The organism is Paenarthrobacter sp. CC6, from assembly GCF_040560085.1.
In the GTDB taxonomy this organism is placed as follows: Bacteria; Actinomycetota; Actinomycetes; order Actinomycetales; family Micrococcaceae; genus Arthrobacter; species Arthrobacter nicotinovorans.
Map to the genome: position 1 here is coordinate 106148 of NZ_JARDAN010000007.1, position 25388 is coordinate 131535.

Sequence of the window (25388 nt, forward strand, 5' to 3'; positions counted from 1 at the left end):
ACTGCTTCAAGAATCAACCGTTGTCCCTCGCAGAACCCCGGGGTAGGGTGACCGAACCGTTCGCCCACATCATCGTCTGGGAAAGTTCTGGGAGAAACCATGACACATGTGAGACGTCAGCTGGCCGCTGTCGCAGCAGCCTTCGCACTCGGCGCAACGAGCGTGGGGATAGCAAGCCCGGCTTCCGCCGATCCTCGTGAAACCGAGAAAACAGCTACGGCCACCGGATATGGCGGAGCTGTCAGCACCGTGGATCCGGAAGCCTCGGCAGCAGCGATTGAGGTCCTGAAAAAGGGCGGCAACGCAGCCGATGCCGCCGTCGCCGCTGCCGCGACCCTGGGAGTCACCGAACCGTACAGTGCCGGCATAGGAGGCGGCGGATACTTCGTGTTCTACGACGCCAGGACCGGAAAAGTCGGCACGATTGACGGCCGCGAAACTGCTCCGGCGGCGATGCCGAACGATGCATTCATTGACCCCGTCACAGGGAAGCCCTACCCCTTCACCCCGCAGCTGGTGACAAGCGGCGTCTCCGTCGGCGTCCCCGGCACTCCGGCCACGTGGGAACGCGCCCTGGAACGGTGGGGCACCATGGACCTGGGTGACGCGCTGAAGCCAGCCATCAAGGTGGCAACCCGGGGCTTCGTGGTGGACGAAACCTTCCGCCAGCAAACCAAGGACAACCAGGCACGATTCAGCAACTTCACCTCGACCAAGGACCTGTTCCTCCCCGGAGGCCAGGCTCCCGCCGTCGGAAGCGTCTTCCAGAACCACGACCTCGCGGCGACCTATCGGCTGCTTGCCAAGGAAGGCACGGACGCCTTCTATGGCGGCAAGCTGGCTACGGAAATCGCCGCTACCGTCCAGGCTCCGCCCAAGGTCGCCAAACCGACGCTGCCCGTTCCTGTTGGTTTCATGACAGCCAAGGACTTGGCCGACTACAAGGTGGTGGATCAGGATCCCACCCACATGACCTACCGCGGTTATGACGTTTACGGCATGGCCCCCTCCAGCAGCGGCGGCACCACTGTCGGGGAGGCGCTGAATATCCTGGCGCCGTTCAACCTCTCCGAAATGAAAGCAACGGACGCGCTTCACCACTACTTCGAGGCAAGTTCGCTTGCGTTCGCAGATCGCGGCAAATACGTCGGCGATCCTGCGTTCGTGAAGGTTCCGACCCGGGCCCTCCTGGACCCTGCTTTCGGAAAGGAACGCTCTTGCCTGATCGATCCGGCAGCGGCGGCCAAGAAGCCGGTAGCCCCGGGTGACGTCACCAATTACGACGGCGCGTGCCCGACTTCGGCGGCACCGCTCGCCAAAGAATCCGACACCGAGAACATCTCCACCACCAACCTGACCGTTGCGGATAAGTGGGGAAACGTTGTGGAGTACACGCTCACGATTGAGCAGACGGGCGGGTCGGGAATCGTTGTTCCTGGCCGCGGATTCCTGCTGAACAACGAGCTGACTGACTTCAGCACGGTTTACGACGCCGCCGACCCTAACCGTATCCAGCCGGGGAAACGGCCGCGTTCCTCCATGTCTCCCACGATCATCGTGAAGGACGGCGCCCCGTTCCTTGCCCTCGGCTCGCCAGGCGGTTCCACCATCATCACGACTGTGCTCCAGACGATCATCAACCGGGTTGACCTGGGCATGAGCATCTCCGAGGCCCTCGCCGCTCCACGGGCAGCGCCCAGGAACGGAACCACCGTCAGCTCCGAACCAGCGTTCATTGACGCTTATGGGCCGGCGCTGGAGTCCCTGGGACACGATCTGGTTCCGGCCGGTGATGCTTTCACATCTGCGGCTGAGATCGGCGCGGCTACTGCCATTGAATTCGGCGACGGCGGCAAGCTCACCGCCGTATCCGAGCCGACTCGTCGCGGAGGGGGTTCTGCGATGGTGGTCTCCGACCACGGTCAAGGCCCCGGAAAGGGTCCTAAGCCCAAGTAGCTTTCTACCGTCAGAGCGGACCGCGGCATTATCAGCCGCGGTCCGCTCTGCGTTCCAGCCGGGAACGCCAGTAGGCTGTGCAGGCAGCGAGGGCGCAAACGACTCCGGTGGTGAGCGACCAGACGGAGTCGCTGGCACCGGAAATGAAGATGTACAGGGAATAGAATCCCAGGACCATGGCCAGGATTAGCCAGCTCATCGATTTGTTGCTCATGGACGATCCTTTACTTCTGTCTGGCCCTGTTGATTCCGGGCGCACATCCAAAGGTTGAGCTCTTGAATGTCGGCACTTTCGGGGACAACCGCGATGGGCCGGCGCTCCAGAACGCTGAGACCCTCCGCATTGAGCTCTTCTTCGAGGAGTTCGGTGCTCACTAAAGCGATATCACTCGTGTACTCAGACGACCGGTAGGTTCCACACTCGTTGAAGCTGACGTAGCTCATGTTCAGGTGACGTGCGCCGTTAAGGGCATCCCGGCTTTCAACAGTGATCAGGAATGCGTCCTCCCCCAGTTGGGAAATTGTGGTGCCGCCGTTGATGGTTTCCTCCTCGGCGCGGTGATCAGCATTGACCACGGTCATCAGGAAGCGTCCGTCCGGAGCCAAGCCCCGACTCACCTCGCGGAACAGCATTCGCCTGCGGTGCGGCTCAAGGAGTGTGGCATAACTGGCCCCAAGGACGACGCAGCCATACGTTTCCACCAAAGCGGCGCAAGCTGTACCCACCTCTCCCAAAGCCACCTCCCGCCTCAAGGAACGGAGATGCCAAGTGAGGCGGCCTGAACCTGGGGCCACTTCAAGGATCGGCCCATGGGTTTCACCAACCGCGGCCATGATCTCGGGAATCTCCGTCAGGTCCTTGGAGAGGATGTGGTCATAAAGGCGGCATCCATGGATCTCCTGCTGGTCTCTGGGACGGCTTCCGCCTTCCAAGGCCTGCAGGACAGGATCAATGGCCCGTTCCGGTGTGGTTGTCATCTGTGACCTTCCCCCAGTTTCGGCGTGTTCGTTCTTGGAATCGACACTACGTGCGGCCGGGGGCGCCACAGGGCGGAACGGCAAAACTAGGTGGTGAATCGGACGAAATTAGGGGCTGTTTGGGTTCGTCTAGGTGGTGTAACGAGCCTCGTCTAGGTGGCCCAAGCCCTTCAGACGTGCAAACCCTCGGCGCCGGTCAAATGTCCGTGCGCCGAGGGCTCATCGCCAGGATGCCTACGGGGTCTTACCGCCAGACGGCTTCCTGACTTTTCGGGAAAGCCAGATTTCGTTGGCCGCAAAGGGGATGAGAGCAATGAGCGGTATTGCGACGCCGTGCCAAAACGGAACCATAGAGAACACGAGCGGCACGAATGAAGCAACGAAAATTGCTGGATGAACGTACCTGTACCATTTCATGGTTTCTCCCTGGTCAGCAGCGCCTCTGCTACCAGCAGTCCCGCGCTGGCATAGTCGCAAGGCCACCCCGAGGGTTGTACAAGGGAACGCCGTAACAGGTGTTGCTATTGATGTACGAAGGCCCCCATACGGAAGCGACAGCATCCACTACGCCCTTGACGCCGGCAATACCGACAACGGTACAGATCTGGCTAACAATCTTAGACAGCGCTCCGGAAAGCCGCGTGAAGGTACATCCAGCCCATGCCCCACCAGCCCCAAGTGCGACTGAAATGGAGCTGAAGGCCTTTATCTCCGCGCCCCAGACGGCGAGCACCGGCCACGGAATCCACTGGATACTTGGATCCGCCTTTACCGGGTAAGCCGTAGAGGCATCATGGGCAATTGTTTGGACGAGCTCCGAACCTGACAGGGAGAACGACGTGGGAACCTTCGCCCCATTGGCATCGTATGCCCACGGAACTTGGACAAGACCCAGCGGCTGACCGTCGACGTCGACGATACGAACTGAACCGTCAGTGTTCACTTCTGCTGACGCCCCTGAGGGAAGATCCAAATCGAATCGATACTCATGGGGCGCCGCTTCACCCTCGATGCTGATGATGGACTGACTTCCATACTCAGTTGCGTAGGCGGTGACCGATGCCCCGGGCAGCGCCGTGCTCACCAGGGGAGCATCGTCCCCGTGAAACAGCCCCGCCGGCACTCCACTCAGATCCACGTCTTCGGGAAGCGAAGGAGTTCCGGGAAGCGATACCGAGATGCTGTCTCGCGATTGTTCATCGGTTGTAACTATTTCTGTGCCCGCAACTGGTACGGTCGCGATGGGTGATTCGGCATCGCCGCTCAAGGCATTCGCCCGGGTGTATTCGATCGCGCGCGAACCATCCCGGTGGTCATCCGCCACGGCAGGACCCAGACCGGCCGCCAGGAGGCAGGCGCTCACTGTCGTGGTCAGGACCACCCTCGCGGACATCAAGAGATTCTTCTTCAAAATTTCCTCCGATGTAATTGGATACTTTGCATCCAAATTTGGTTGCGGTGAACACCGCACCTATCGGCATCTAACTGAACGAAAATGCTTGCACAGGATCGAAATTCAAAATTAGGTAGCGAAATCTATCAAATTAGGTGGTGATATGTGGTCATCTAGGTGGTGATCCGCAGTCGTCTAGGTGGTGATACAGCTACCCGTTGCGCACCATCATGGGGCGCCCTTGTCGGCAGGCTGGTGACCGCTCCACCACCTCGACGGCTCTGACCGACACTCATTTTTGACCTGGCGAGCACCTATAGGCAGCCAAACTGCCACTCAATTCCTGTATCTTCTGCTCGTGAGCGCTGTTGATTGATGCATCCTGGCCAGATGAAGTTATTGACCCTTACGGCGGCCGCGGCGCTACTCGTTACTTCCGTTATCGCGTTCTTCAGTAATCCATTGATGGCCTGGCTGGCCTTGGCCGCTGCCGTTGGCATGGTTGCGACCTACGTGGCCCACAAACGGCAGCCCTTCATCGCTCCTGGACCGAGGCAACGGAAAGGATTGGCGTGGCGGACGTCGGCGTTGTGGTTGAAGAGCCGACGGTCGGCGGCGACGGACGCGTTTGTTGCCGCACGTCTCGTTGAATCAGATCCGTCGAAAGAACGAGAGGGGTCGCACACTGGCGATTCTGGCCCTCGTAGTCGGCTATGGACTTGCCACCTGGGCCCTGCTCAACGTGGTCACGTATATCCCTGTCGCTCTGCAGCAGATGGCCCAGTAACGCAGCCAGACTCGACCGGTGGCTGAAGGAATGTCTCAGCCATCCCCAGTGCGCGCAGCCCTCTTCAACTCAGCGATGCGCAGTCGTAAGAAGATAATGGTCAAGACCAAGGCATACACCGCCAGGACGGCCACCACGATCATGAAGACGGCGTAAAGAATTCCGATAATTCCAAAAGCCGGACTCAAGTTCATTGCTCCCCCAAGAAGTCGTTAGACCCAATGCTAGGCAGACCATCGGCAATTTTCCTGGACGTTGGATGGTGTGCCAGATTTGTTGCCCAGCACCGACGGATGACAGGTGTACGGCAGCCGCTCGAAAACCCATTCTGTATCGACCCAGGGATTTGCTTGCTTCGATCAAGGATGAAAGATGGTGAGCATGACTCACGACCCGTGGGAGTGCACTGAACTGCAGGAGCCTCCACAGGATTGGATACTGGCTACGGAGAATGGCTGGGGCGCCCTAATCGCCTGGGCCGCCGGTCCTGGCAACGTTGCGAGAATACTCGCAGCATCCGGTGACCGTAACGGTTCCATTGCCCGTCGCCTGCCTGGGGGCGAAGAACAGAGACAGCAATTCCCGCTGACAGAAGCGGATCTGTCATCCATCGACGATGACGTCGATGCCTATCTGGCCGACGCGGGAATCCCGTCAAGACCCCGCGGATTCTACTGGTTCATCCGTCGTCCGTCCGGCGTCGACCTTGACGACGATACGTTTTGGGGTGCCATCTGGGATGCCACAACTGCGCGACTTCCGGTCGATGGACTACGTCCGTCCACAATGGCAGGTCCCGCGAAGGAGGCCATGGCTAGCTTTTACCGGGGCTGAGACCCAGCGCGTTCAGATCGGCCCAAGGTCCCTATGCAAGACCCCGAGGGGGCGGCGACCGCAAATGCTCGTGGCATAGAATCGCCGTGAGGGCGAAGCAAAGCGCCGAAAATTCGGCACCGCTGATGGGGGAAGAGGTCAGAAATGTTCGGTTCTAAGAAGAAGCTCAACGGTCTGGTGGAGCATCTCAGGCCGGACCTGAGTCGGGAGTCCCTCGGCGTCGGCCCCAATTTCCCGGGCGTCGCCCCGAACCCGCTCCTCAGCGGTGAAGCGCGGAGGCGCAATGCGGAACTGCGCAACGGGACGCTGGCGCTTGGTGTTCTCGTTGACTGGCGCGAGGTCAACAGCAACCCGCGCGTTGTCCTGATGCTCGACGTGGAGACCGCCGACGGCATCTCGTTCCGCGGTATCGCAGACGAAAGCCTGACGATCACCGCCCTCACCCGGCTCGCTCCGGGACAGACATTGCCAGTGCGCTACCGGCCAGCCGTCATTGACCACTACGTTGCACTTGCCACGGACGCGAACCCCGCCGACGTGCAGCAGCTTTCTGACGTGATCGCGAGCCGCAAGCGGACCTGATGGGTAGCCGCAAAGCCGCCAAGCGAAGGACCCGTGCGCCAGCGGCCCCAGACGTCAGCGACCGATAGTCTTATCTCGACTGGGAATCGCCCGGCTGAAAAAGTAGACCCAATGGGGGAAATAGAGTGAAGAAGTTTGCGCTGCAGAGCGTCGGAATGTCGGCGTTGGTAGTGATGGCACTGACCGGATGTGGTGGGTCGACCGGCTCCACTGGTAGCGCTTCGCAAGAGGCTACGGCGTCACCCACGCCCACCGCTGCCAAGCAGTACACCAACGACGAGCTCGTTGAACTGGTCAAGCAGATCAAGCCGAAGTCAGGCAAGGAATTGACCATTGCTTCCAGCGAGGAACTCGCCCAAGAGAACCCCATGAAGGCGCTCATGAGCATGTTCACCATCGAACCGGCTGAGTGCAAGGACCTCGCAACGCTGGGTGGCAGTGAGACCCTCGCCGGTTCAACCACCGCTGCCGGCGCAGATCTGGACGCTGCATCAGGGGTCATGACAATGGTGACCCTTACGTCCGGGCTCGATAAGCAGAAGCTTCAGGACAGCATCGATAAGAGCGGTGTCCAGGCAGAGAAGTGCTCGAAGATGACGCTGTCCATGTCCGGTCAATCGATGAACGTCGCCACTGAAAAGTTCGACGGCATCAACACGGTCCCCGGAACTGTGGCCTACAAGACCGAAATGTCCACAGCCAGCGGCGCGGCACAAACCACCTACATGGCATACGCCATCAAGGAGGGCGTGCTGATCTCCGCTACGGCGTCCGGCAAAGGCGCTGATGCCAACGGCGTTGCCACGGCCAGCGACCTCATGGAGCAGGCAGCAGCACTGATCAAGTAGCAGCCCGCCCTATCAGGGCCGCGACCCTCAAGGGTCGCGGCCCCTTCCTATTTTCCAGGGGCTGAATTTCCCGGCCCTCCGGATCAAAAAATCAACCCCCGACGCCGGCACGCGCGTTTCGTACTATCGCCGCCAGACGCTTTAGAGAAGTTCCGCGACCTTCCGCGCCGTCTCCTTGGCCGATCCAGGATTCTGCCCGGTAACCAGTTTCCCGTCCGCAATGGCGTAGGAGACGAAGGGGAGCTTGGCCTTCTCATAGCGCGCCCCGCGCTTCTTCATCTCCTCTTCGGCGTTGTACGGCACAAGCTTGTCCACCCGGGCCAGGACTTCTTCCTGCCACGCGAATCCGGTGACCTTCCGGCCCTCCACCAGGAGGCTGCCGTCTGAAAGCCTGGTGTTGAGCAGGCCGCAATATCCGTGGCAGACCGAGGATACGATGCCGCCCTGTTCCCAGATTTCGCGGGTGATCCTCTGCAGGCCCAAGCTGTCGGGGAAGTCGTACATCACCGCATGGCCCCCGGTGAAGTAGATGGCGTCGTAATCCGTGGCCTCAATGCCTTCGGGGCTGGCCGTGTTCTCAAGAAGGGCCATGCGCTCCGGGTCCGCATGCCACGCCTTGGAAGCTCTGTCATAGCTTGGGAACTTCAGTGATCGGGGTTCCAATGGGACCGCTCCGCCCTCAGGACTGACGATGGCTTGCTCGAAACCGTGTTCCTCAAACACCTCCCAGGCGTGAACCAGTTCGGAGAGCCAAAGGCCGGTGGGGTGTGACGGATCGTCGTAGTGGCTGACGTTGGTGACGACGTGGAGGATGCGTTTGGTCATGCTGGTTCTCCTTCTGGCGGCCCGGCGGGGACTTGGCCCGCCGTCGTCTTGCTGTTGTTGAGCGCGAAGATTGCCCCGACCGCCAACTTCACGCGGGCTGCAACGTCGTCGTTGCTTTGGGGCGGCAGTTTGCCGTCCAGGTGCAGGAACGCCAAGCCGTGCGCCATGCTCCACAGAGCGACCGAAAGGCCTGAATTGCCTGGAAAAAGGCGCTCGAACACTCGGTTCAACATGCCATGGAGTTGCCCAGCCGCCTGAACACGTTCGCTGTCGGCCTCGTCGCATTCGTTGCCGAACATCAGCCGGAATACGGCGGGCCGCCTCAAAGCGAACGCCACGTAGGCCACACCTAGAGCCGTGATGACATCCTGTGGCGCCGCAGCCTCCGGCAACCTATCCGAAGCAGCTTCCAGATCTGCCAGGAGGTCACGGAAGCCCTCCACGGCAACAGCGTTATCAAGAGCCTCCCGATCAGCGAAATGCCGGTACGGCGCAGTCGGAGACACCCCCGCGCGGCGGGCCACGGCTCTCAGGGAGAACGGCTCCCCCGCTTCCAGGCTCTCGACGGCGGCAGCGACCAGTGCTGCACGGAGGTCACCGTGATGATAGGGCTTTACTGATGTTGACACTGCTAACTTCGCCTCCTACGCTGATGTAAGCAGTGTACACATAGCGCACTGACACGTCCACGCCGGCGCACAAAGCGCGTACGAAACCGAGGTTGAAAATGCAGACAATATTGGGCGCCAACGGCCAGATCGCAATCGAACTGGCCGAGGAGCTGCACCGTGCCTACACCGAGGACCTGCGGCTTGTCAGCCGGAACCCCCGTAAGGTCAACGAGTCGGATTCGCTGGTCAAGGCAGACCTGCTCGACGCCGAACAGACGGCTGCGGCGGTCAAGGGCAGCGATATCGTCTACTTCACGGCTGGCCTCCCGGCGAACACGGAGCTGTGGGAAGCACAATTTCCCACCATGCTCCGCAACGCATTGGAAGCATCAAGGGCTGCCGGGGCCAAGTTCGTCTACTTCGACAACACCTACATGTACCCCCAGGACGATCGCGTTCAGACCGAAGAAACCTCGTTCGCGCCCGTGGGGCGTAAGGGAAAAGTCCGCGCGGACATGGCATCGATGGTGCTGGAGGAAATGGCCAGGGGCGATATTCCTGTCCTCATCGCCCGGGCACCCGAGTTCTACGGACCGGGCCGCACGCAGAGCTTCACCAATGCGCTCCTCATCGACCGCCTGAAGAAAGGCAAGAAGCCCTTCGTGCCCGTGCGGGACGACCGCGAAAGGACGCTGATCTGGACACCGGACGCCAGCCGGGCTCTCGCTCTTCTGGGCGACACGCCTGACGCTTTCGGGCAGACGTGGCACCTCCCGGTCGATGCGGAGTCACTGACCTACCGGCAGTTCGCCAACATCGCCAACGAGGCGTTCGGACAGGACGCCGGCTACACCGTCGTGCCCCGATGGGTTCTCAACGTCGCAGGACTGCTCTCAGCCCAAGTGCGCGAGTTGCGGGAACTTCTTCCGCGCTACGAACACCACAACCGCTTCAGCTCCTCGAAATTCACCTCACGGTTTCCTGAGTTCGCGGTAACTTCCCCTCGGGACGGCCTGGCAATCATATGCCGCGAAGCCGATTCGTCGCTGCCGGGTTCAGACTAAGGCGCCCAGTACCTGCTACATCTGGAACGGTGGTCGAGGAAGGCGGCAAAGCTGGTGGTTGCGTCATCGCATGAAAGTGACCCGTCGAAAGCGCCGCAGTATCGTCGTCTTCCTAGCTGGATTTATCTCTTTCGCTATGTTCTGGCCGGCCTTCGGCGTATTGCCTTCGCTCGGCATCGGGTTCGCAGCAGCAGCAGCCGCTATGGCAATTGATGCTGGAATAGCTTCTCGCCGCAATTCGCGACGGGCTTAGTTACTGCCTGGGCTCCCCTTGATGCTCCAACGCGGGTCCTGAATGTGGGACCTCTTGAATTTAGGTGATACCCGCAGAACCGGCAGAAAATTCGACTCAGGATCGTACGTTGGGCTTAATAAAAGATGTCCAGGGCTGGTTGAGACATGTTTTATTAAGGCCGTCTGGCCCAACGGTCCGTGCCGCGGCGTCTGCGTTACGGACGCCCGTTTCCCGGCAGGGAACGACTTCAACCGTCTTTCTCTAGATAACTCCGACGACAGAGGAGTCTCGGTCGTTGATCTCGCCCATAGATCGAACCCCCGTCACCACACTCCTGTTCCGCGCCGACTCCTCGACGGCGGCCAGCACCCGCTGGATCTGCAGCCCGTCATCGAACGACGGCGACGGCTGGCTTCCGTCGCGAACGGCAAGCAGGAAGTCGCGCACCTGGTGCGTGAACGTGTGCTCCCAGCCGATGATGTGCCCTTGCGGCCACCACGCCTCGAGGTACGGATGCTCGGGCTCGTTGACCAGGATCCGCCGGAAGCCCTGTTCCCGCACAGGCAGCGTAGCGTCCAGGAAGCCAAGTTCGTTCAGGTTCTCCAGATCAAACGTCAGCGAACCCGAAGACCCGTAGATCTCTACCTTCAAAGAGTTCTTCTGTCCCGTAGCCACTCGTGACGCTTCTACGGAGGCACTCACGCCGCCGGTCAGGCCCAAAGTGGCCCACGCGGCGTCGTCGACTGTCACTTTCTCCAGCCCAGCGGCACCGGGGCGTTCGGTCACAAAGGTCCGCAGCGTGCCCGTCACCTCGGTGACGGTTTGGCCCGTGAGGTGCTGGACCTGGTCGATGGCGTGCGAGGCGATATCGCCCAGCGCTCCGGACCCGGCCGTCTCCTTGCGGAGCCGCCAGCTCATGGGGGTTTCGACGTCGGAAAGCCAGTCCTGCAGGTAGGCGGCACGGACGTGCCGCACGGTTCCAAGACGCCCTTCGGCAATCAGTTCCCGGGCCAATGCAAGTGCAGGAACGCGGCGGTAGTTGAAGCCGATCATCGATTGCACACCCCGGCCCCGCGCCGAAGCTGCAGCGGTAGCCATCAACTCGGCCTCTTCCAGAGTGTTGGCCAGCGGTTTCTCCACGAGCACGTGCTTCCCGGCGGCCAGAGCTTCCAAAGCGATCTCCGCGTGCATCCAACCGGGCGCGCAGATATCCACAATGTCGATGTCGTCCCGCGCTATCACGGAACGCCAGTCCGTGGCTGACTCGGCCCAACCGTACTTGGCAGCGGCCTCGGCCACCGCCGAGGCGTCCCGACCAACCAGCACTTTCTGCTCGAAGGCCGGGACTTCGAAGAAGCTGGCCACGTTCCGCCACGCGTTCGAGTGGGCCTTCCCCATGAAGGCGTAACCGATGGCGGCCACGCCCAATGGACGGCCACTAGGAAGAGGAGTGTTCATCGTCTTTAGGCCTCGAACCAGCCCCGTGCAGGGTTGGAAACCTCGGGTGACTCCCGGAAGACGCCCGGCTGGGCCACCCAGCCGACACCGTTGGCGATGACCTTCTGGATCTGTGGCTGGTGGTACACCGGGTATTCCTGGTCGCCGGGGCTGAAGTAGAAGATCCGGCCCTTGCCCCGGGAGAACGTCACGCCGGAACGGAACACCTCTCCCCCGGTGAACGAGCTGATGAAGATCAGGTCATCGGGCTCCGGGATGTCGAACAGTTCGCCGTACATTTCCTGCTGCGGAATAACAATCGGGCTCTCAATGCCGGCTGCGATCGGGTGCGACGGCTTGACCGTCCACACCAGCTCGCGTTCGCCCTCGTTACGCCACTTCAGCGAGCAGGTGGTTCCCAGCAAGCGGGTGAAGATCTTGGCGAAGTGCCCGGAGTGGAGCACCACAAGGCCCATGCCGCCGAGCACGTGGCGCTGCACGCGTTCCACTACTTCGTCAGCAACTTCCCCATGCGCAATGTGCCCCCACCACAGCAGCACGTCAGTCTGCTCCAGCACCTCTTCGGAGAGTCCATGCTCGGGATCGGCGAGTGTCGCCGTCGTGATTTCGGAGTCCGGGTAGAAGCCGCGCAGCCCGGCGGCGATGGCGCCGTGGATCCCTTCGGGGTACATCTCGCCGATGGTTGCGGGCTCGTTACGGGCCTCGTGGACAGCTTCGTTCCAGACGACAATCTTCAATTTCGCATCAGACATTTCAGAGCACCACTTCACGTTGTTCAAGGGCGGATTTGTAGCAGGCATCGAGCACCAGGGCCCGGCTGAGGGCGAGCGAACCGTCGTGGCTTCCCCACACGGTCTCGCCGCCGCGCACAGCGGCGATGAAGTCGTCGACGACGGCCTGGTGGGCTCGCCCGGGTTCGGCCACCACTTCGAAGTCCGCGTTTTCGCCGTCCTTTTCGGTGAAGACGTGGACGTCCGCTACCGGGTTCTCGGAGGCGCCGACCGAGCGCAAGTCCGCGCCGCCGTCGGTCCCGTAAACAGTGAAGTCCATAAGGTCCCGCTCGTCGCGGTACGTGGCCCAACCGGCTTCCAGGATCAGGGTGCCGCCGCCTTCCAGCCGGATGAATGCGGAGGCGAAGTCTTCCACTTCAAACTTGTGGCTGGAGTTCGACGCCGTGTACCGGGCGTTGCCGCCGAGGCCACGCGGGCCGAGTTCGGAATGGGTCGACGCGGAAACGGCCAGCACCTTGGGCTCGCCGAGGAGGTGCAGCGAGTAGTCCAGGACGTGCACGCCGATGTCAGCAAGCGGCCCGCCGCCGGCGAGTTCCGGGTTGGTGAACCAGCTGCCCAGCATCGGAATGCCCTGCCTGCGCAGCCACGACGCCTTAGCGTAGTACGGGCGACCTAGCGTCCCGGCGTCGATCACTTCCTTGAGTGCCTGAATGTCGCCGCGGCGGCGGTGGTTGAACGCGACGTCCAGGACGCGGCCGGCCTTACGGGCGGCGTCCACCATCTGTTGACCCTCGACGGCGTTACGCGCCAACGGCTTTTCGCTCAGCACATGCAGTCCACGCTCGAGCGAGGCAATGGCGATGGGTGCGTGCAGGAACGTCGGCACGGCGACGCTGACGGCGTCGAGGCCTTCCAGCTCGATCATGTCCTCCCAGCGGGCGAACGCGTGGGGAATGCTGTACTCCTCCTTCAGCTGGGCAAGGAGGTCGGCTTCCATGCCCGCGACGGCGACGATCTCGACGCCGTCGATGTTGCTGTACGCCTTGAGGTGCTGCTGGCCGGCCCAACCGATGCCCACAACTCCCACTTTGAGGGTTGTGGACGGGGCCTGCTGCTGAATGCTCACGTTGTTCCTGTTCTTTCCGGGTTTCTGGTTGTGGGTTTGAAAGGCGCTTAGCCCTTGACCGCGCCGGCCGTCATGCCGGACACGATGCGCTTCTGGCACAAGAGCACCAGGATCACCAGCGGCACGGTGATGATCACCGACGCGGCGCTGATGGTGCCGAGGGGTTGGTCGAACTCGCTGGTGCCGCTGAAAAACGCGATCGCGACAGGCACGGGCCGGGCTTCGGGCGAGGTGGTCAGCGTGACGGCCAGGAGGAATTCGTTCCAGACCGAAATGAACACCAGGATCGCCGTCGTCGCCAGGCCGGGGACCGCCAGCGGCAGGATGACCTTGCGGAAGGCGACAAACGGTGTGGCGCCATCCATGTACGCGGACTCCTCAAGTTCACGCGGTATCTCCTTGAAGAAGGACGTCAGCGTGTAGATCGCCAGCGGCAACGCGAACGTCAGCTTCGGAATGATGAGGCCAAGCAACGTGTCGTACAGCCCGATCTCGCGCCAGATGGAGAACATCGGGGCCGCGATGGCGATGGCCGGGAACGTGGTGACCGAGAGGATCAGCGTCAGGATCATCGCCTTGCGGCGCATCTTCAACCGGGCCAGCGCATAGGCGGCAAAGGACGCGAACACCAGCGCCACGGTTGTAGTCACGACGGCGATAATCACCGAATTGCGCAAGGCCAGGAGGAACTCGGGGTTCTGGAAGACCACCAGATAGTTCTCCAGGGTCGGCTGGCTCGGGAAGAGCTCACCTTGGGACAGGCTCGCGCCCTTCTTAAGGGAGGTGTTGACCAGCCAGTAGAACGGGATGAGCGAGAAGCCCATGACGGCCACCACGAACACCCAGACCATGGGGTGCAGTTTCGCTTCCCCACGCAAGCGACGACGTTTCGGCGCCTTGGCGCGCGTGGCGAGTTCCGGCGTCGGGCGTTCAGCAGTCAGCGTGCTCATTGTTCCTCCTTCGCGACGTCGCGGATGTTGCCGCCGGCGAAGCGGACGTAGATGACCGAGACCACCATGACGGTGAGGAAGGTCAGGATGGACAGCGCCGAGCCTTCGCCCACCAGCCGGTTTTCGCGCAGCTGTGTGTAGGCGAGCATGGACATGGATTCGGTGCCGTTGGCTCCGCGGGTGAGGACGAACGGCAGGTCGAAGACTCGTAGGGCGTCCATGGTGCGGAAGATCGCGGCGAGGACGATCGCCGGACGCAGGAGCGGCAGGGTGATGTTGACGAAGGTCTGCCATTTGCTGGCGCCGTCGAGTTCCGCGGCCTCGTACGTTTCGGCGGAGATGACCTGCAGGCCGGCCAGGATGATGAGCGCCGCGAAGGGCGTGGTCTTCCAGACGTCGGCCATGACGATCACGGCCATCGCGTAACCGTGCTCCCCGAGCCAGACGACGTCACCGCCCGGCAGCCCCAGTGTGGAGAGGACGTTGGTGACCAGGCCCATGTTGGGCTGGAACATCGTTTGCCAGGTGATGGCGCTGACCACGGTGATGATCGCGTACGGCAGCAGCACCACGGTGCGCAGGACCGCGCGGCCCTTGAAGGCGAGGTTGAGCAGGAGCGCCATGGCCGTGCCGAGGACGAGTTCCAGGGTGACGGAGAGGCCTGCGAAGAGGAAGGTCTGGCCGAAAGCCGCCCACCATTCCCGGCTTGCGAGGGCGTTGATGTAGTTTTCCAGGCCGACAAAACGGGACAGGCCTGCGGTGCGGACGCTGTACTGGTTCAGCGAGAGCCAGATCGCGTAGCCAATGGGGACTGCCGCCACCAGCGCCATGATCACCAGCGACGGGGCCGTCATGCGGAAGGCGAGCTTCCGTTCGGCCCGGTCGCGGCCGCTTGTCTTCGCTGGGCCGCGGCTTGGCGGGATTGTTTTGAGGGCCATGGCTAGAAGCTCGCCTTGGCGGTGGTGATTTCGTCAGCCATCTTCTTCACGGCTTCCTCGGTGAAGGTGGTGCCGGAGAGGACGGCGTAGACGTTCTTGTAGATCGCCTGCGAGATCTGCGGGTAGACCGGGGAGATCGGGCGCGGCTTGGCACCCTTCACCGAGGCGAGGAGTTCCGTGGCGAACGGCATCTTTTCTAGCACAGCCGCGTCAGAATAGGCGGCCTCGTTGACCGGGGCCTGCGAGTAGTCCATGGCCACGTGCTTCTGCCAGTCCGGGGTGGTGGCGAAGTCGATGAACGCAACAGCTCCGGCCTGGTTGGTGGAGTGCGCCGAGATGGCGAGGTTCCAGCCGCCGAGCACGCCGGAGGCCTTGCCGCCTTCCCATGACGGCAGCGGTGCAACCGCGAAGCTGGACGCCAGCGGTGTTGCGTTCAGCAGGCGGTAGACGTGCGGCCAGTTGCGCTGGTATCCGAAGTCGCCGGACTCGTAGGCGAGGCGGGCCGGGTCTTCGTTGTAGGTGAGGACGGCACGGTCGGCTGAGCCATTCTTGAGGCCGTCGCTCATGAAGTTGAGCACGTCGCGGGTTTCCTTGGAGTCGATCTTGACGTCGCCCTGGTCGTTGAGGACTTCGCCGCCTGCGCTGTAAAGCATTTCGAGGAAGTTCACCGTGAGGCCCTCGTACTGCTTGCCTTGGTAGACGTAGCCGTTGCTTGGCGCCTTGGCGGCTTCGGCGTAGAGCTGCTGCCATGACTCGGGCTTGGCTACCTTGTCCTTCTGGTAATAGATCAAACCGGCGTTGGTGAAGAACGGTGAGCCCCAGTACTTGTCCTGGTATTTGGTGGTTTCCACAGTGGAGGGAATGAGCCGATCCTTGTTGGCCTCCACCAGCTTGGTCTGGTCCAGCAGCCAGCCCTGGGAGGCGAACTCGGAGGTCCAGATGACGTCCGTGACGAAGAGGTCGCACTCGGTGGACTTGCCCTCGAGCCGCTGCACGATCTGCGTGCGGGCTTCATCCGTGGTGGCGCCGATCTCGGTGTACTTGGCCGTGACCTTGCCGTTCGCCTTGGTGAACGCCTCCGCCGTGCCCTTGTAGATGCCGCTCGCGTCCTTGACGCCGCAGATGTTCACGGCACCGCTGGCATTAGCGCCCGACGCCGGATCGGCAGCTGCCGCTTGTTCCGCACCTTGGGGTGCGGCTCCCCCGCCGCACGCGCTGAGGAGGAGGGCTGCGGCGATTGCGGTAGCCGCGAGGGCTTTGCGTTTTGCGGCCTTGTTCTGGAGCGGGAGAGCAGGTCGGTTCAAGTCCACAAGTGGCTCCTTTGGTGGCTGTGGGTGGCGTTCAGTGCGCGTTTGGGCTGGCCCGCGTGCTGTGGGTGGCTTCTTTGCCGGTGGTTCTTTTTGATTCGTGGAATCGATTCCAAACGTTCCCAAAAGAATCGGCCTTGCGGCCGTGGAATCGATTCCAAAGTAGTGTGACAGGGACCACTGAGGGCTGTCAACCCTCTTTATTTCGTGGAGTCCCGGATGACGAGTTCGTGCGGGAGGAAGGTTCTCCCCTTGCGATGTGAGCCCTCGACGGTCATCCGCTCCAGGAGTTCAGCGAAAGCGACTCGGCCCATTTCGTAGGCCGGCTGCCTGACGGTGGTGAGCTCCGGGACGCACATTTCTGCTTGCGCCGAGTCATCGAAACCTGCCACGGCGATGTCATCCGGAACGCGTAGTCCGGCGTCAGTGAGCTCGCGGACGCATCCGGCTGCGACGACGTCGGTGCCGCAGAAAACGGCATCTGGAAGGTCTTTCGTTTCCAGGAGTTTCTTTGTGAGTGCTCTGCCCGAGTGGAAACCGAAGTTGCCTTCGCCGAACAGGATCTGGTCCGGTTCCAAGCCTGACGCCTTGAGGGCTTGACGGAATCCTTCCTCGCGCAGCCGGCCTGAGCGGGCGCCTCTATGGGCGAGCATGGCCAGCTTCTTGGCGCCCGTGTCGACCAGGTGCTTGGTGATGTCGTAGGCGGCCTGGCGGTCATCGATGGACACTCCGAAGGCTGCCTCGGCGTCGACGATTTCACAGACCTGGATAACGCTCAGTTGTTCGGCGACTGCATTGACATCGTCGTCCGGCATCGTTGGCGAAAAGATCACCAATCCATCGACGGAGCCGTTCCGCAGCATGTCCACGAGCTGCTGCTCACGATCCAGATCCCCGTCGGTGGCTGCGATGAGGCTGACGTAGCCGGAGTCCGCGGCAGCGTCGCCGACACCACGGAACACTTCGCTGATCACCAGGGAGTCCAGGTTTTTGGCGAGGGCCAGGACGCGCATCGTTCTGTCTCGACGGAGATCCCTGGCCGAGGCCAGAGGACGGTAGCTGAGCTCCCTGATTGCAGCGTTGACCTTTTCCTTGGCCGACGCGCTGACGGCCGAACTCCCGTTCAGAACGCGCGACACCGTCCCCACGGACACACCCGCAGTTCTGGCGACGTCCTGAACTGTCGCTCGAGCCATTCGATTTGTCCTTCCGAGACGGCCTCCGTGTGCTTAGGTCGATGCCTGTTTGGGCCCACCGGCGCTCCTCAGCTTAGCCGGAGCAAGGGAAGTACCACCCAGTTGTTGGCGAAACCACTCCAGATAGCTAGATGTACCGGGCACGAAGGTTGGGCGGCTGCTGGGCGGATGGCCCCGATCACAACCTGCGCCCTCGGGTGGTTTCTACCGTGCAGCCATGTCTGGAGGGCATGACAGCGGGCTGATCCCGCTACTTGATCTCAGTCGACTGCGAACGCTCAAAAGGGAATTCCAAAGACACTAATTTCCCTGTATGCAAGATCGGACCCGCAAGAGTCCTCCGGACGTACCGTTCGACCACGCTCAGATATACAGAAGGCCGCTTAGCCAAAGTACCCGGCAATGACAGGTACGGACACACCACGGACGCAATACCTCAGGATGAGCGCATGACATCCCGGACTGCTCTTTGTGAGCAAGTAAGAAGTAGTCGCGGCAGCTACTTGCATTGCTGGGTTATATAGTAAAGCTGAAGTCCGCATCTATCGAGGAGAAGACGGTGACCGGTATCATTGAAGCCGTCGCGATCAAGTCTATTGAAGCCGCAGTTACGGCCGCAGCCAAGAAAGCTGGGGAGCAGTTGTGGACCGGGGTCAACCCCTTCACCAAACGTAACAAGAAAAAGGCTGAAGTGCTTTTGCAATTAATTCAGTCTTTAGATTTTACAGATCAACTCTCACTCATTGGCCTTCTTCAAGATCTGCCTTCAGGTGTTTCACTTGCAAGAATTGAAGAGACCCTGACTTCACTGCCAACCAAAAGCGTTACCCAAGAACTAATCTCCGGCCACCTCGTTCACACGGCACCTAAGAGACTTGCGACGATCCGCGAGAACTTTCAACTCTCACTCTTACAGCAGCTGCAATTGGAGTCATCCCCAGATATTAAGAAGTTCGCTGAAGCTGTTCTTGCTAAACTAGAAAATGCAATAACTCGTATAATAAATGAATACCGCTTGATTGATCCAACTGGTTTTGAGCAAATGCAAACGCTAGCAGCGGCCAGCCTTATAGATGCAACGATGCAAGCTATAGACCGACACAACTCGCTACTCAGCCGCTACGACTCGCCTAGCAATTACCGGCATCTCAAGACATGGATGCAGGATTATCGACATCAAGCGGCCGCGGCGCATGGATTTATAAGCCCGCCAGACCTAGAGCGGAAACGCAAAGTCCCCATGGATTTGCTTTACGTTCCCCCATCTATCCAGTCAAAAAACCTGAATGACGAAGATCAGGAGTGGAACCTAGATGAATTTGCAAATAATATAAACCGCACCGTACTTCTGGGTGACCCCGGCGGAGGAAAATCCACCGCCGCTAGTTATATAGCTTATAAGAATGCCAAAGATGACCGGGCACGACTCCCGTTTATTATTGTTCTGCGGGACTTCGCAAAAGATGACGACATCGAAAAGTCGATCTCTAGCTACATAGAGGAACGCTGCTCTACCCTTTATCAATGCACGCCGCCGGAGGGTGCTATCGAACACCTGCTTCTGAACGGCGAGGCCCTTGTGATCTTTGATGGGCTCGATGAACTGATCGACACGACCAAGCGCCGTGAGGTGACCCAGCGCGTCGAGCTCTTCTCCGAGCGGTATCCCCTCTCGCAGGCACTAGTCACTTCCAGACGAGTCGGTTACGAACAAGCACAGTTGGATCCTTCGACTTTTAGGTCCTATGTCCTCGGTGGCTTCGAAGCGGACGATGTAGCCCTTTATGTTCGCAACTGGTTCATGAGTGTAGAGGCACTTGATGGTGGGGAGCTTGACACGGCCGTCAGCAACTTTATAGATGAGAGTTCGAATGTCCCCGATCTAACTTCAACACCGCTGATGCTGGCACTCCTATGTATCATTTACCTAGGTCAAGGATATATACCAAAGAATCGACCTGCAGTATATGAAAACTGCGCGTTACTTCTCTTCCAGAGATGGGATAGTGACAGAAAGATATTTGTTGAGCTCCGCGCCAGCAATGAAGTGGATGCCGCAATAAAGCACCTCGCATACTGGATGCTGACAGACCAGGCGGGAACCGAAGCTGTAACAGAATCAGATCTTGTTGCTGAAACGTCTGAGTTTTTGGCGAGCACTTTCGAAAATGCAAAAGAACGCACTCTTGCGGCTAAGGAGTTTGTTGAGTTTTGTCGCGGTCGAGCGTGGGTATTCACTGATGCCGGGACAACCAAAGATGGTGAGGCACTCTTTAAGTTCACGCATCGCACATTCATGGAGTACTTCGCCGCTTTTGAACTTACTCGTATAACAGACGGGCCAACGGAGGTCGCAAAGGTTCTTCGACCTCATTTGGCAAAACAAGAATGGGACGTTGTCGCCCAGTTGGCAGTTCAAATATCGAACAAGCACTCAAAAGACGGAGCTACACGCATTTTTGAAGTGCTTCTAAGTGAGAAGCGACGGCGAAGTAATGCCAGTCGCGACAGCATCCATAGCTTCATATGGCGCTGCTTAACGTTCTTGCCCGCCAAGCCTCAAACATTGCGCCGCCTTGTCAATGCCTCTTTAGATTCTTCATATAATTTAAGCATTTCCGGCAAGGCGACGGGAGGTGGGTCACCCTCCATTTTTCGAGCTGTTCAGATACTTCCAGAAATGCGATCCGTTGTCGCGGACGCCCTTCTGGAAGGACTTCAACACTTTTCTCGCGAAGACAATGAGGAGCGCCAAACCTTTGGCCGGCTTCTTCTCGCCTCATGGAGGATGGCAGGTCACCGTCTTGAACCTCAGGGCCATGCTACGGAATGGTGGAAGGCGTGGGCCGACCGTCAAGTCCAAGACAATTTGCAGCTCCTCCTTGAGGAGGGTCCGTGGGAAAAGGACATGTGGCGGATTGCACTACTGCTCGGTCACATAGACATGGATGCTTATCTGGACAAAGCTAAAAATTGGAATGGTCGGCTTCTCGATCCCCTCTTCGAAGCCCAGTCGATCAGCCTGTTTGGAGGTTCCTATTTGGACTGGGCCTCAGTAATTCTCGGAAATAAGGCCTGGACGTCCAACCCAGACCTAAAGCAACGGCGTTTCAGTCAACTTCGCCAGCTTGGCAGGCAACTGGATCCTGCCGCTGAAACACCCTGGTTAAGTATGCCTTTGGAAGCCGACATCTGGATGCACAGGTGGGTCTGGGCGCATGATTCGGAGCAATTCGAAAACGATGATGATGTTGCTTGGGCGGTCTGGGTACTTCTATGCGCCATGCTTGAAGTTAAGGAGCACCTCATAAGAGGGGCCCACCGCTCCTCCGACGGCGCTGATGATTTTACAGACCGGCTCCTCCTGCACCGTTCATCGACCACGCTACCTACTGCAGATGTGTTCAGCAATACGCCCTTCGATAGCTTCGACGGTGAACGTAAGACCTTTAGAGATGCTTGGACGAGCGGTAAGATTCACATTACAGATCGAGCCCAATCGTGATGCTGACGCATACTGTGCGCATACGTATGTTCTGAATGGGGTGCGCCCGGATTCCAGCGGCCCGCGCTTCCCTATGTCAGGTCATATCTAGGTCACTAGACTCCTACACAGGATTTCAAGCTACCTAGGCAAGAGAAAGTATGCTGATGTCGTGCATTGAATCTCAATCCAGTCAATGAATGCGTTCCAGCACCTACTCCAGTCATCAATGAGATCTAAGGTCTCTTGGTAGGAGTAATTGCGGCCTACCTCATCCGCCCTTTGTTCACCATGCGCAATTGCATTGCGGTACCGAACGATCCCATTGATGTCGTCCCATATTCCGTACAACGGAACGGAGGGGTCCCCTAGGTGGAATAGATCACAAACAGTCGATATTTGACTCCGTTTCATAAAGGAACCATCCGAGGGGAAAACTGTCGTCTGAATACTCAAGTGCCGACCGGAGGTAGCCAGCTCCATGAGTTCCTGCCCTTTACCCGTCCACAGATGCTTGCGGTTTGAGTTCAAAAGGCCTTGAATTTTACTACTTGCGGCAACTACCTTGAAGCCAGGCTTGAGGCGTCCGTTCCCCGCCTTCGAACCAGCAACCTGCTCCAGTACTGACGTTACGATCTTCTTGAGCAAATTCTCGTAGGCGGCGAAAACTAACACAATGGCCAGCCCTCGCGTTTCACGAGAAATATCTCCGGTAGTGCCAACCGAAACTTCCCCGGCCACGACCAGATTTTTCGCCGACTGAAGTCTTATTCCAAAGTCAGTCCTATGGAGCGACAAATCAAGCATCGGATTCAAGGAATCGATCACGGCAGTATTCGATGCGTCCTCGCACACGAGGTCGGCTGTTCGTTGCACCGGTGGTGAATGACCTCAGCTCATCAGACGAGATCCACGTCGGATTAGCTACAGGTTCCAACGTAGGTTTCTTTGCCAATGCAAGCGCCGCACCCACCGTGACAGCCTCAAATAGATTAACCGGTGTTGCTCCCTTCCGCGTCTTAAGCCCGTCTGGGAAAGCTCTTCTAAGAAAGGCAAACGTGGTCCCAAATCTTGCTAGATTTTCGTCACTCAGCCCCCCTTCGACCATTTCTGAGGCATATTCATTCAAGAAGTCTTGTACCGAATGATCAAATGAGGTATAGCGATTCAAGAATGCAAAAAATCGTAGGACAAAGTCCTGAGGTGTCCCGTCTTTCCAGCGCCCCTCCGGTAGAACAACAAAGTTCGTGAAATCGGGGGACTGCGAGAGATACGCGAGTTTATCAATAAAATCACCGCGGAACACGCTCTGTCGGATCTCATGCGCTGATAGCACAATGCCACCGGTGTTCAGGCGTTCAAAAAGATCAAACCGCACCTGAAGATCGCTCTTATCGTTGAGAACGATGACTTTCATGGGCCGATCTTCGAGACCTGTCTGGATATCTTTTGGTAAATCAGAAAACGAGAGACCTTCAAAGTCCGTCAACTTTTCCAATTCGGTCAGTCTCGCCGAATGTCCCGTAAGCCCAGCGGCGGCTCGCGCATCGTCGTCGCCAGCGAAGTTCACCAGGCTGAGTAGACGTTGCAAACCGTCCACTACTTCCCAGGAACTTCCGACTGCCGAGTCTGTGTTCGTGGCCATAAAGAGTGGGGGAACAGGGATCCCTAGGAGAACCGATTCGACAAGCCTCGATTGCCGACCGATGGGCCAGCGGAACTGTCGCTGGTATATGGGTGCAATATCGATCCGCCCTCGCGAGACCCGTCGCAGCAGCTCGTCCACTGTGACGTCGTAAGTGTCGAAGTCCACCTGCCGACGCTGTATCTCCAACTGAGCACGCTGCTGCTCGGGCTTCGCTCGGACCAAGGTGGTCTCCTTTCCACCCGAACACAGTATCCCGAGAGGCCACGTCATAACCAAGCGCGTCGGGTCTCGCACTGAAGCGTGGGGCGACATCCACCCTTAACACTGCTGAATTTCTGGCTCCGCCATCCCAGTTAAGCCTTAGTAGAAAGGGCGACCCCGAAGCCAGAACCCGCCACTTGGTATCCCAAACCCCCACTCCCCCACCCACCCCCTTGACTCCCACCCCCGCCTTCCCTAAACTTTTCATAAAGCAGAATCTAAATTCCACAAAGCGGAAACTGAGGCCGACACCAAGGCAGCAGCCAAGCAGCAGGAAGATAGATCAAAGCCCCTCCTCGGAAGGACCTACGATGACGTACACAGTGAACTGCTCCATCCTCCTGACGGAGCTGCCCTTGCTCGAGCGCCCCGCCGCCGCGAAGGCAGCCGGTTTTGACGCCGTCGAGTTCTGGTGGCCCTTCGAGACCTCCGTCCCCAGCGACGCACAAGTAACCGAGTTTGAAACAGCCATCAAGGACGCCGGCGTTCAGCTCACCGGCCTGAACTTCAACGCGGGCAACATGCCGGGCGGTGACCGCGGCCTGGTTTCCTGGAAGGGACGTTGCTCCGAGTTCAAGGACAACATCGATGTCGTAGCCGGCATCGGTGAGCGCCTGGGCTGCAAGGCCTTCAACGCCCTCTACGGCAACCGCCAGGACGAGTTCACCCCTGAAGAGCAGGACGAACTCGCGGCAAAGAACCTCGCCGCAGCAGCAGAAGGCGTCGCCCGCATCGGCGGCACCGTCCTCCTCGAACCGGTCAGCGGCGCACCCAAGTACCCGCTCCTCACCGCCGAAGACGCACTCAAGGTCATCGCCCGCGTCAAGGCAGAATCCGGCGCACAGAACATCAAGCTCCTCGCCGACTTCTACCACCTGGCAGTCAACGGCGACGACGTCGAATCCGTCATCGAGAACCATGCCAAGGACTTCGGCCACATCCAGATCGCCGACAACCCCGGCCGCGGAGCTCCCGGAACCGGCACGCTCCCCCTCGGCGAATGGATCGCCCGCAGCCGCGAACTCGGCTACGACGGCTACATCGGCCTCGAGTACAAGGAACCGCAGGAGACGGCTTTCAGCTGGGCCATCCGCCAGCGCGCCAACGCCAACTAACGACGGCGGCACTCACCAAAGCGGCGGCGCTCACCAAATAGCCCGCACGAGTTAAAACACAGACTTTCAGAAAGAGAACCACAATGAGCAACGTTGCAGTCATCGGCCTCGGAATCATGGGCCTCCCCATGGCCATCAACCTCGTCAAGGCCGGCCACACGGTCACCGGTTTCAATCGCAGCCAGGACAAGATCGACAAGCTCGTCTCCGAAGGCGGCCAGGGTGCCACGAGCATCGCTGACGCAGTCAAGGACGCCGACGTCGTCATCACCATGGTCCCGGACTCCCCCGATGTTGAGGGCGTAGTCAGTGGCAAGGACGGCGTCTTCGCCAACGCGAAGAAGGGCACCCTCTGGATCGACGCATCCAGCATCCGCCCGGACGTCGCAAAGCGCCTCTCGGACGACGCAGTAGCAGCCGGCATCCGCCCGCTCGACGCTCCCGTATCCGGCGGCGAACAGGGCGCCATCGACGCCGTCCTGTCCATCATGGTCGGCGGCGAAGCTGCAGACTTCGAGGCAGCACAGGATGTCCTCAACGCAGTGGGCAAGACCATCGTCCACGTCGGCCCGTCCGGCTCAGGCCAGACCGTCAAGGCAGCCAACCAGCTGATCGTAGCCGTCAACATCCAGGTCCTCGGCGAGGCCATCGCCTTCCTTGAGGCCTACGGCGTAGACACCGACGCAGCACTGAAGGTCCTGGGCGGCGGCTTGGCCGGCTCGAAGGTCCTCGACCAGAAGGGTCAGAAGATGCTCGACCGCAACTTCGACCCCGGCTTCCGCCTGGCCCTCCACCACAAGGACCTCGGCATCGTCACCTCCGCAGCCCGCGAAGCCAACGTCGCTGTCCCGCTCGGCGCCGTCGTCGCACAGCTCGTCGCCGCAACCGTCAACCAGGGCGACGGCGGCCTCGACCACTCGGGCCTCTTCAAGCAGGTCCTCCAGCTCAGCGGCCGGAAGTAACCAGCCCCCACGGCAAATGAGTTTGTGTACAGCTGACGCCCGGAAAACGCCTTCTAGAAGGCGTTATCTGTACACAAACTCGCTTCAGCACACCCAAAA

General features: G+C 59.8%; 22 protein-coding genes and 1 pseudogene. 8 read left to right on the forward strand and 15 right to left on the reverse strand.

Translation table 11 applies throughout. From position 1 onward, the window contains the following. The first annotated feature begins 99 nt into the window (after positions 1 to 99). Complete coding sequence (gene ggt, locus PV760_RS07340; protein ID WP_354627461.1) at positions 100 to 1956, forward strand: gamma-glutamyltransferase; 1857 nt, start codon at positions 100 to 102, stop codon at positions 1954 to 1956. Positions 1957 to 1987: 31 nt separating this feature from the next. Here the strand turns inward: ggt and PV760_RS07345 are convergent, their stop codons facing one another. The 4 genes from PV760_RS07345 to PV760_RS07360 form a co-directional block, all read right to left on the reverse strand. Continuing rightward, positions 1988 to 2170 (reverse strand): hypothetical protein, encoded by a 183-nt coding sequence (locus PV760_RS07345; protein WP_018778767.1) that lies wholly within the window; start codon positions 2168 to 2170, stop codon positions 1988 to 1990. After that, positions 2167 to 2934: a class I SAM-dependent methyltransferase gene (locus PV760_RS07350; RefSeq protein ID WP_354627462.1), complete on the reverse strand. Its 768-nt coding sequence runs from the start codon at positions 2932 to 2934 to the stop codon at positions 2167 to 2169. Before PV760_RS07350 ends, PV760_RS07345 begins: the two co-directional genes overlap by 4 nt. 445 nt (positions 2935 to 3379) lie before the next feature. Further along, entirely contained in the window at positions 3380 to 4327 is a 948-nt protein-coding gene (locus tag PV760_RS07355; protein ID WP_354627463.1) for a hypothetical protein, read from the reverse strand. 822 nt (positions 4328 to 5149) lie between these two features. Beyond that, the gene (locus PV760_RS07360; protein WP_179128420.1) at positions 5150 to 5308 is read right to left on the reverse strand and encodes a hypothetical protein; all 159 of its coding nucleotides are present in this window, start codon (positions 5306 to 5308) and stop codon (positions 5150 to 5152) included. Positions 5309 to 5486: 178 nt separating this feature from the next. Between PV760_RS07360 and PV760_RS07365 the strand changes: the two genes are divergently transcribed. From PV760_RS07365 to PV760_RS07375, 3 genes are all read left to right on the forward strand, one after another. Continuing rightward, positions 5487 to 5948 (forward strand): DUF5956 family protein, encoded by a 462-nt coding sequence (locus PV760_RS07365; RefSeq protein ID WP_354627464.1) that lies wholly within the window; start codon positions 5487 to 5489, stop codon positions 5946 to 5948. 144 nt (positions 5949 to 6092) lie between these two features. Next, a complete protein-coding gene (locus PV760_RS07370) occupies positions 6093 to 6530 on the forward strand; it encodes a hypothetical protein (protein ID WP_354627465.1) in 438 nt (145 codons plus the stop codon). Positions 6531 to 6655: 125 nt separating this feature from the next. Continuing rightward, complete coding sequence (locus PV760_RS07375; RefSeq protein WP_079582113.1) at positions 6656 to 7378, forward strand: hypothetical protein; 723 nt, start codon at positions 6656 to 6658, stop codon at positions 7376 to 7378. Between the two features lie 141 nt (positions 7379 to 7519). On the opposite strand, the gene PV760_RS07380 is transcribed toward PV760_RS07375, so the two are convergent. Continuing rightward, on the reverse strand, positions 7520 to 8203 hold the full coding sequence (locus PV760_RS07380) for a type 1 glutamine amidotransferase domain-containing protein (protein WP_018778756.1): 684 nt from the start codon (positions 8201 to 8203) through the stop codon (positions 7520 to 7522). Continuing rightward, the gene (locus PV760_RS07385) at positions 8200 to 8832 is read right to left on the reverse strand and encodes a TetR/AcrR family transcriptional regulator (RefSeq protein ID WP_210078130.1); all 633 of its coding nucleotides are present in this window, start codon (positions 8830 to 8832) and stop codon (positions 8200 to 8202) included. The genes PV760_RS07380 and PV760_RS07385 overlap by 4 nt, the downstream gene beginning before the upstream one ends. Positions 8833 to 8930: 98 nt before the next feature. Between PV760_RS07385 and PV760_RS07390 the strand changes: the two genes are divergently transcribed. Next, positions 8931 to 9878: an NAD-dependent epimerase/dehydratase family protein gene (locus PV760_RS07390; RefSeq protein WP_354627466.1), complete on the forward strand. Its 948-nt coding sequence runs from the start codon at positions 8931 to 8933 to the stop codon at positions 9876 to 9878. A gap of 496 nt (positions 9879 to 10374) precedes the next feature. On the opposite strand, the gene PV760_RS07395 is transcribed toward PV760_RS07390, so the two are convergent. The 7 genes from PV760_RS07395 to PV760_RS07425 form a co-directional block, all read right to left on the reverse strand. Further along, positions 10375 to 11571 (reverse strand): Gfo/Idh/MocA family protein, encoded by a 1197-nt coding sequence (locus PV760_RS07395; RefSeq protein WP_354627467.1) that lies wholly within the window; start codon positions 11569 to 11571, stop codon positions 10375 to 10377. Positions 11572 to 11576: 5 nt separating this feature from the next. Next, positions 11577 to 12323 (reverse strand): ThuA domain-containing protein, encoded by a 747-nt coding sequence (locus tag PV760_RS07400; RefSeq protein WP_193590031.1) that lies wholly within the window; start codon positions 12321 to 12323, stop codon positions 11577 to 11579. Between the two features lies 1 nt (position 12324). Continuing rightward, on the reverse strand, positions 12325 to 13428 hold the full coding sequence (locus PV760_RS07405) for a Gfo/Idh/MocA family protein (RefSeq protein WP_018778751.1): 1104 nt from the start codon (positions 13426 to 13428) through the stop codon (positions 12325 to 12327). A 47-nt stretch (positions 13429 to 13475) separates the two neighbouring features. Further along, complete coding sequence (locus PV760_RS07410; protein ID WP_193590033.1) at positions 13476 to 14378, reverse strand: carbohydrate ABC transporter permease; 903 nt, start codon at positions 14376 to 14378, stop codon at positions 13476 to 13478. Beyond that, on the reverse strand, positions 14375 to 15316 hold the full coding sequence (locus PV760_RS07415) for a carbohydrate ABC transporter permease (RefSeq protein WP_354627468.1): 942 nt from the start codon (positions 15314 to 15316) through the stop codon (positions 14375 to 14377). Before PV760_RS07415 ends, PV760_RS07410 begins: the two co-directional genes overlap by 4 nt. A 2-nt stretch (positions 15317 to 15318) precedes the next feature. Next, positions 15319 to 16626 carry an ABC transporter substrate-binding protein gene (locus PV760_RS07420; RefSeq protein ID WP_354627469.1) on the reverse strand — a complete coding sequence of 436 codons (1308 nt, stop codon included), beginning with the start codon at positions 16624 to 16626 and terminating at the stop codon, positions 15319 to 15321. Between the two features lie 197 nt (positions 16627 to 16823). Continuing rightward, positions 16824 to 17819, reverse strand: a complete 996-nt coding sequence (locus PV760_RS07425; RefSeq protein ID WP_354627470.1) for a LacI family DNA-binding transcriptional regulator — start codon at positions 17817 to 17819, stop codon at positions 16824 to 16826. Between the two features lie 559 nt (positions 17820 to 18378). Between PV760_RS07425 and PV760_RS07430 the strand changes: the two genes are divergently transcribed. Next, positions 18379 to 21324 carry an NACHT domain-containing protein gene (locus tag PV760_RS07430; RefSeq protein ID WP_354627471.1) on the forward strand — a complete coding sequence of 982 codons (2946 nt, stop codon included), beginning with the start codon at positions 18379 to 18381 and terminating at the stop codon, positions 21322 to 21324. A gap of 120 nt (positions 21325 to 21444) precedes the next feature. Here the strand turns inward: PV760_RS07430 and PV760_RS07435 are convergent, their stop codons facing one another. Together PV760_RS07435 and PV760_RS07440 are read right to left on the reverse strand one after the other, a co-directional pair. Further along, positions 21445 to 22131, reverse strand: a complete 687-nt coding sequence (locus PV760_RS07435; RefSeq protein WP_354627472.1) for a HEPN domain-containing protein — start codon at positions 22129 to 22131, stop codon at positions 21445 to 21447. Further along, on the reverse strand, positions 22103 to 23116 hold the full coding sequence (locus PV760_RS07440) for a GmrSD restriction endonuclease domain-containing protein (protein ID WP_354627473.1): 1014 nt from the start codon (positions 23114 to 23116) through the stop codon (positions 22103 to 22105). Before PV760_RS07440 ends, PV760_RS07435 begins: the two co-directional genes overlap by 29 nt. Positions 23117 to 23523: 407 nt before the next feature. Here PV760_RS07440 and PV760_RS07445 point away from each other — a divergent pair, with 407 nt between their 5' ends. Together PV760_RS07445 and PV760_RS07450 are read left to right on the forward strand one after the other, a co-directional pair. Next, positions 23524 to 24327, forward strand: coding sequence for a hydroxypyruvate isomerase family protein (locus PV760_RS07445; protein ID WP_018778737.1), 804 nt, complete (start codon positions 23524 to 23526; stop codon positions 24325 to 24327). An 80-nt stretch (positions 24328 to 24407) separates the two neighbouring features. Beyond that, positions 24408 to 25289: pseudogene (locus tag PV760_RS07450) on the forward strand (2-hydroxy-3-oxopropionate reductase); the annotation flags it as partial. Between the last annotated feature and the right edge of the window lie 99 nt (positions 25290 to 25388).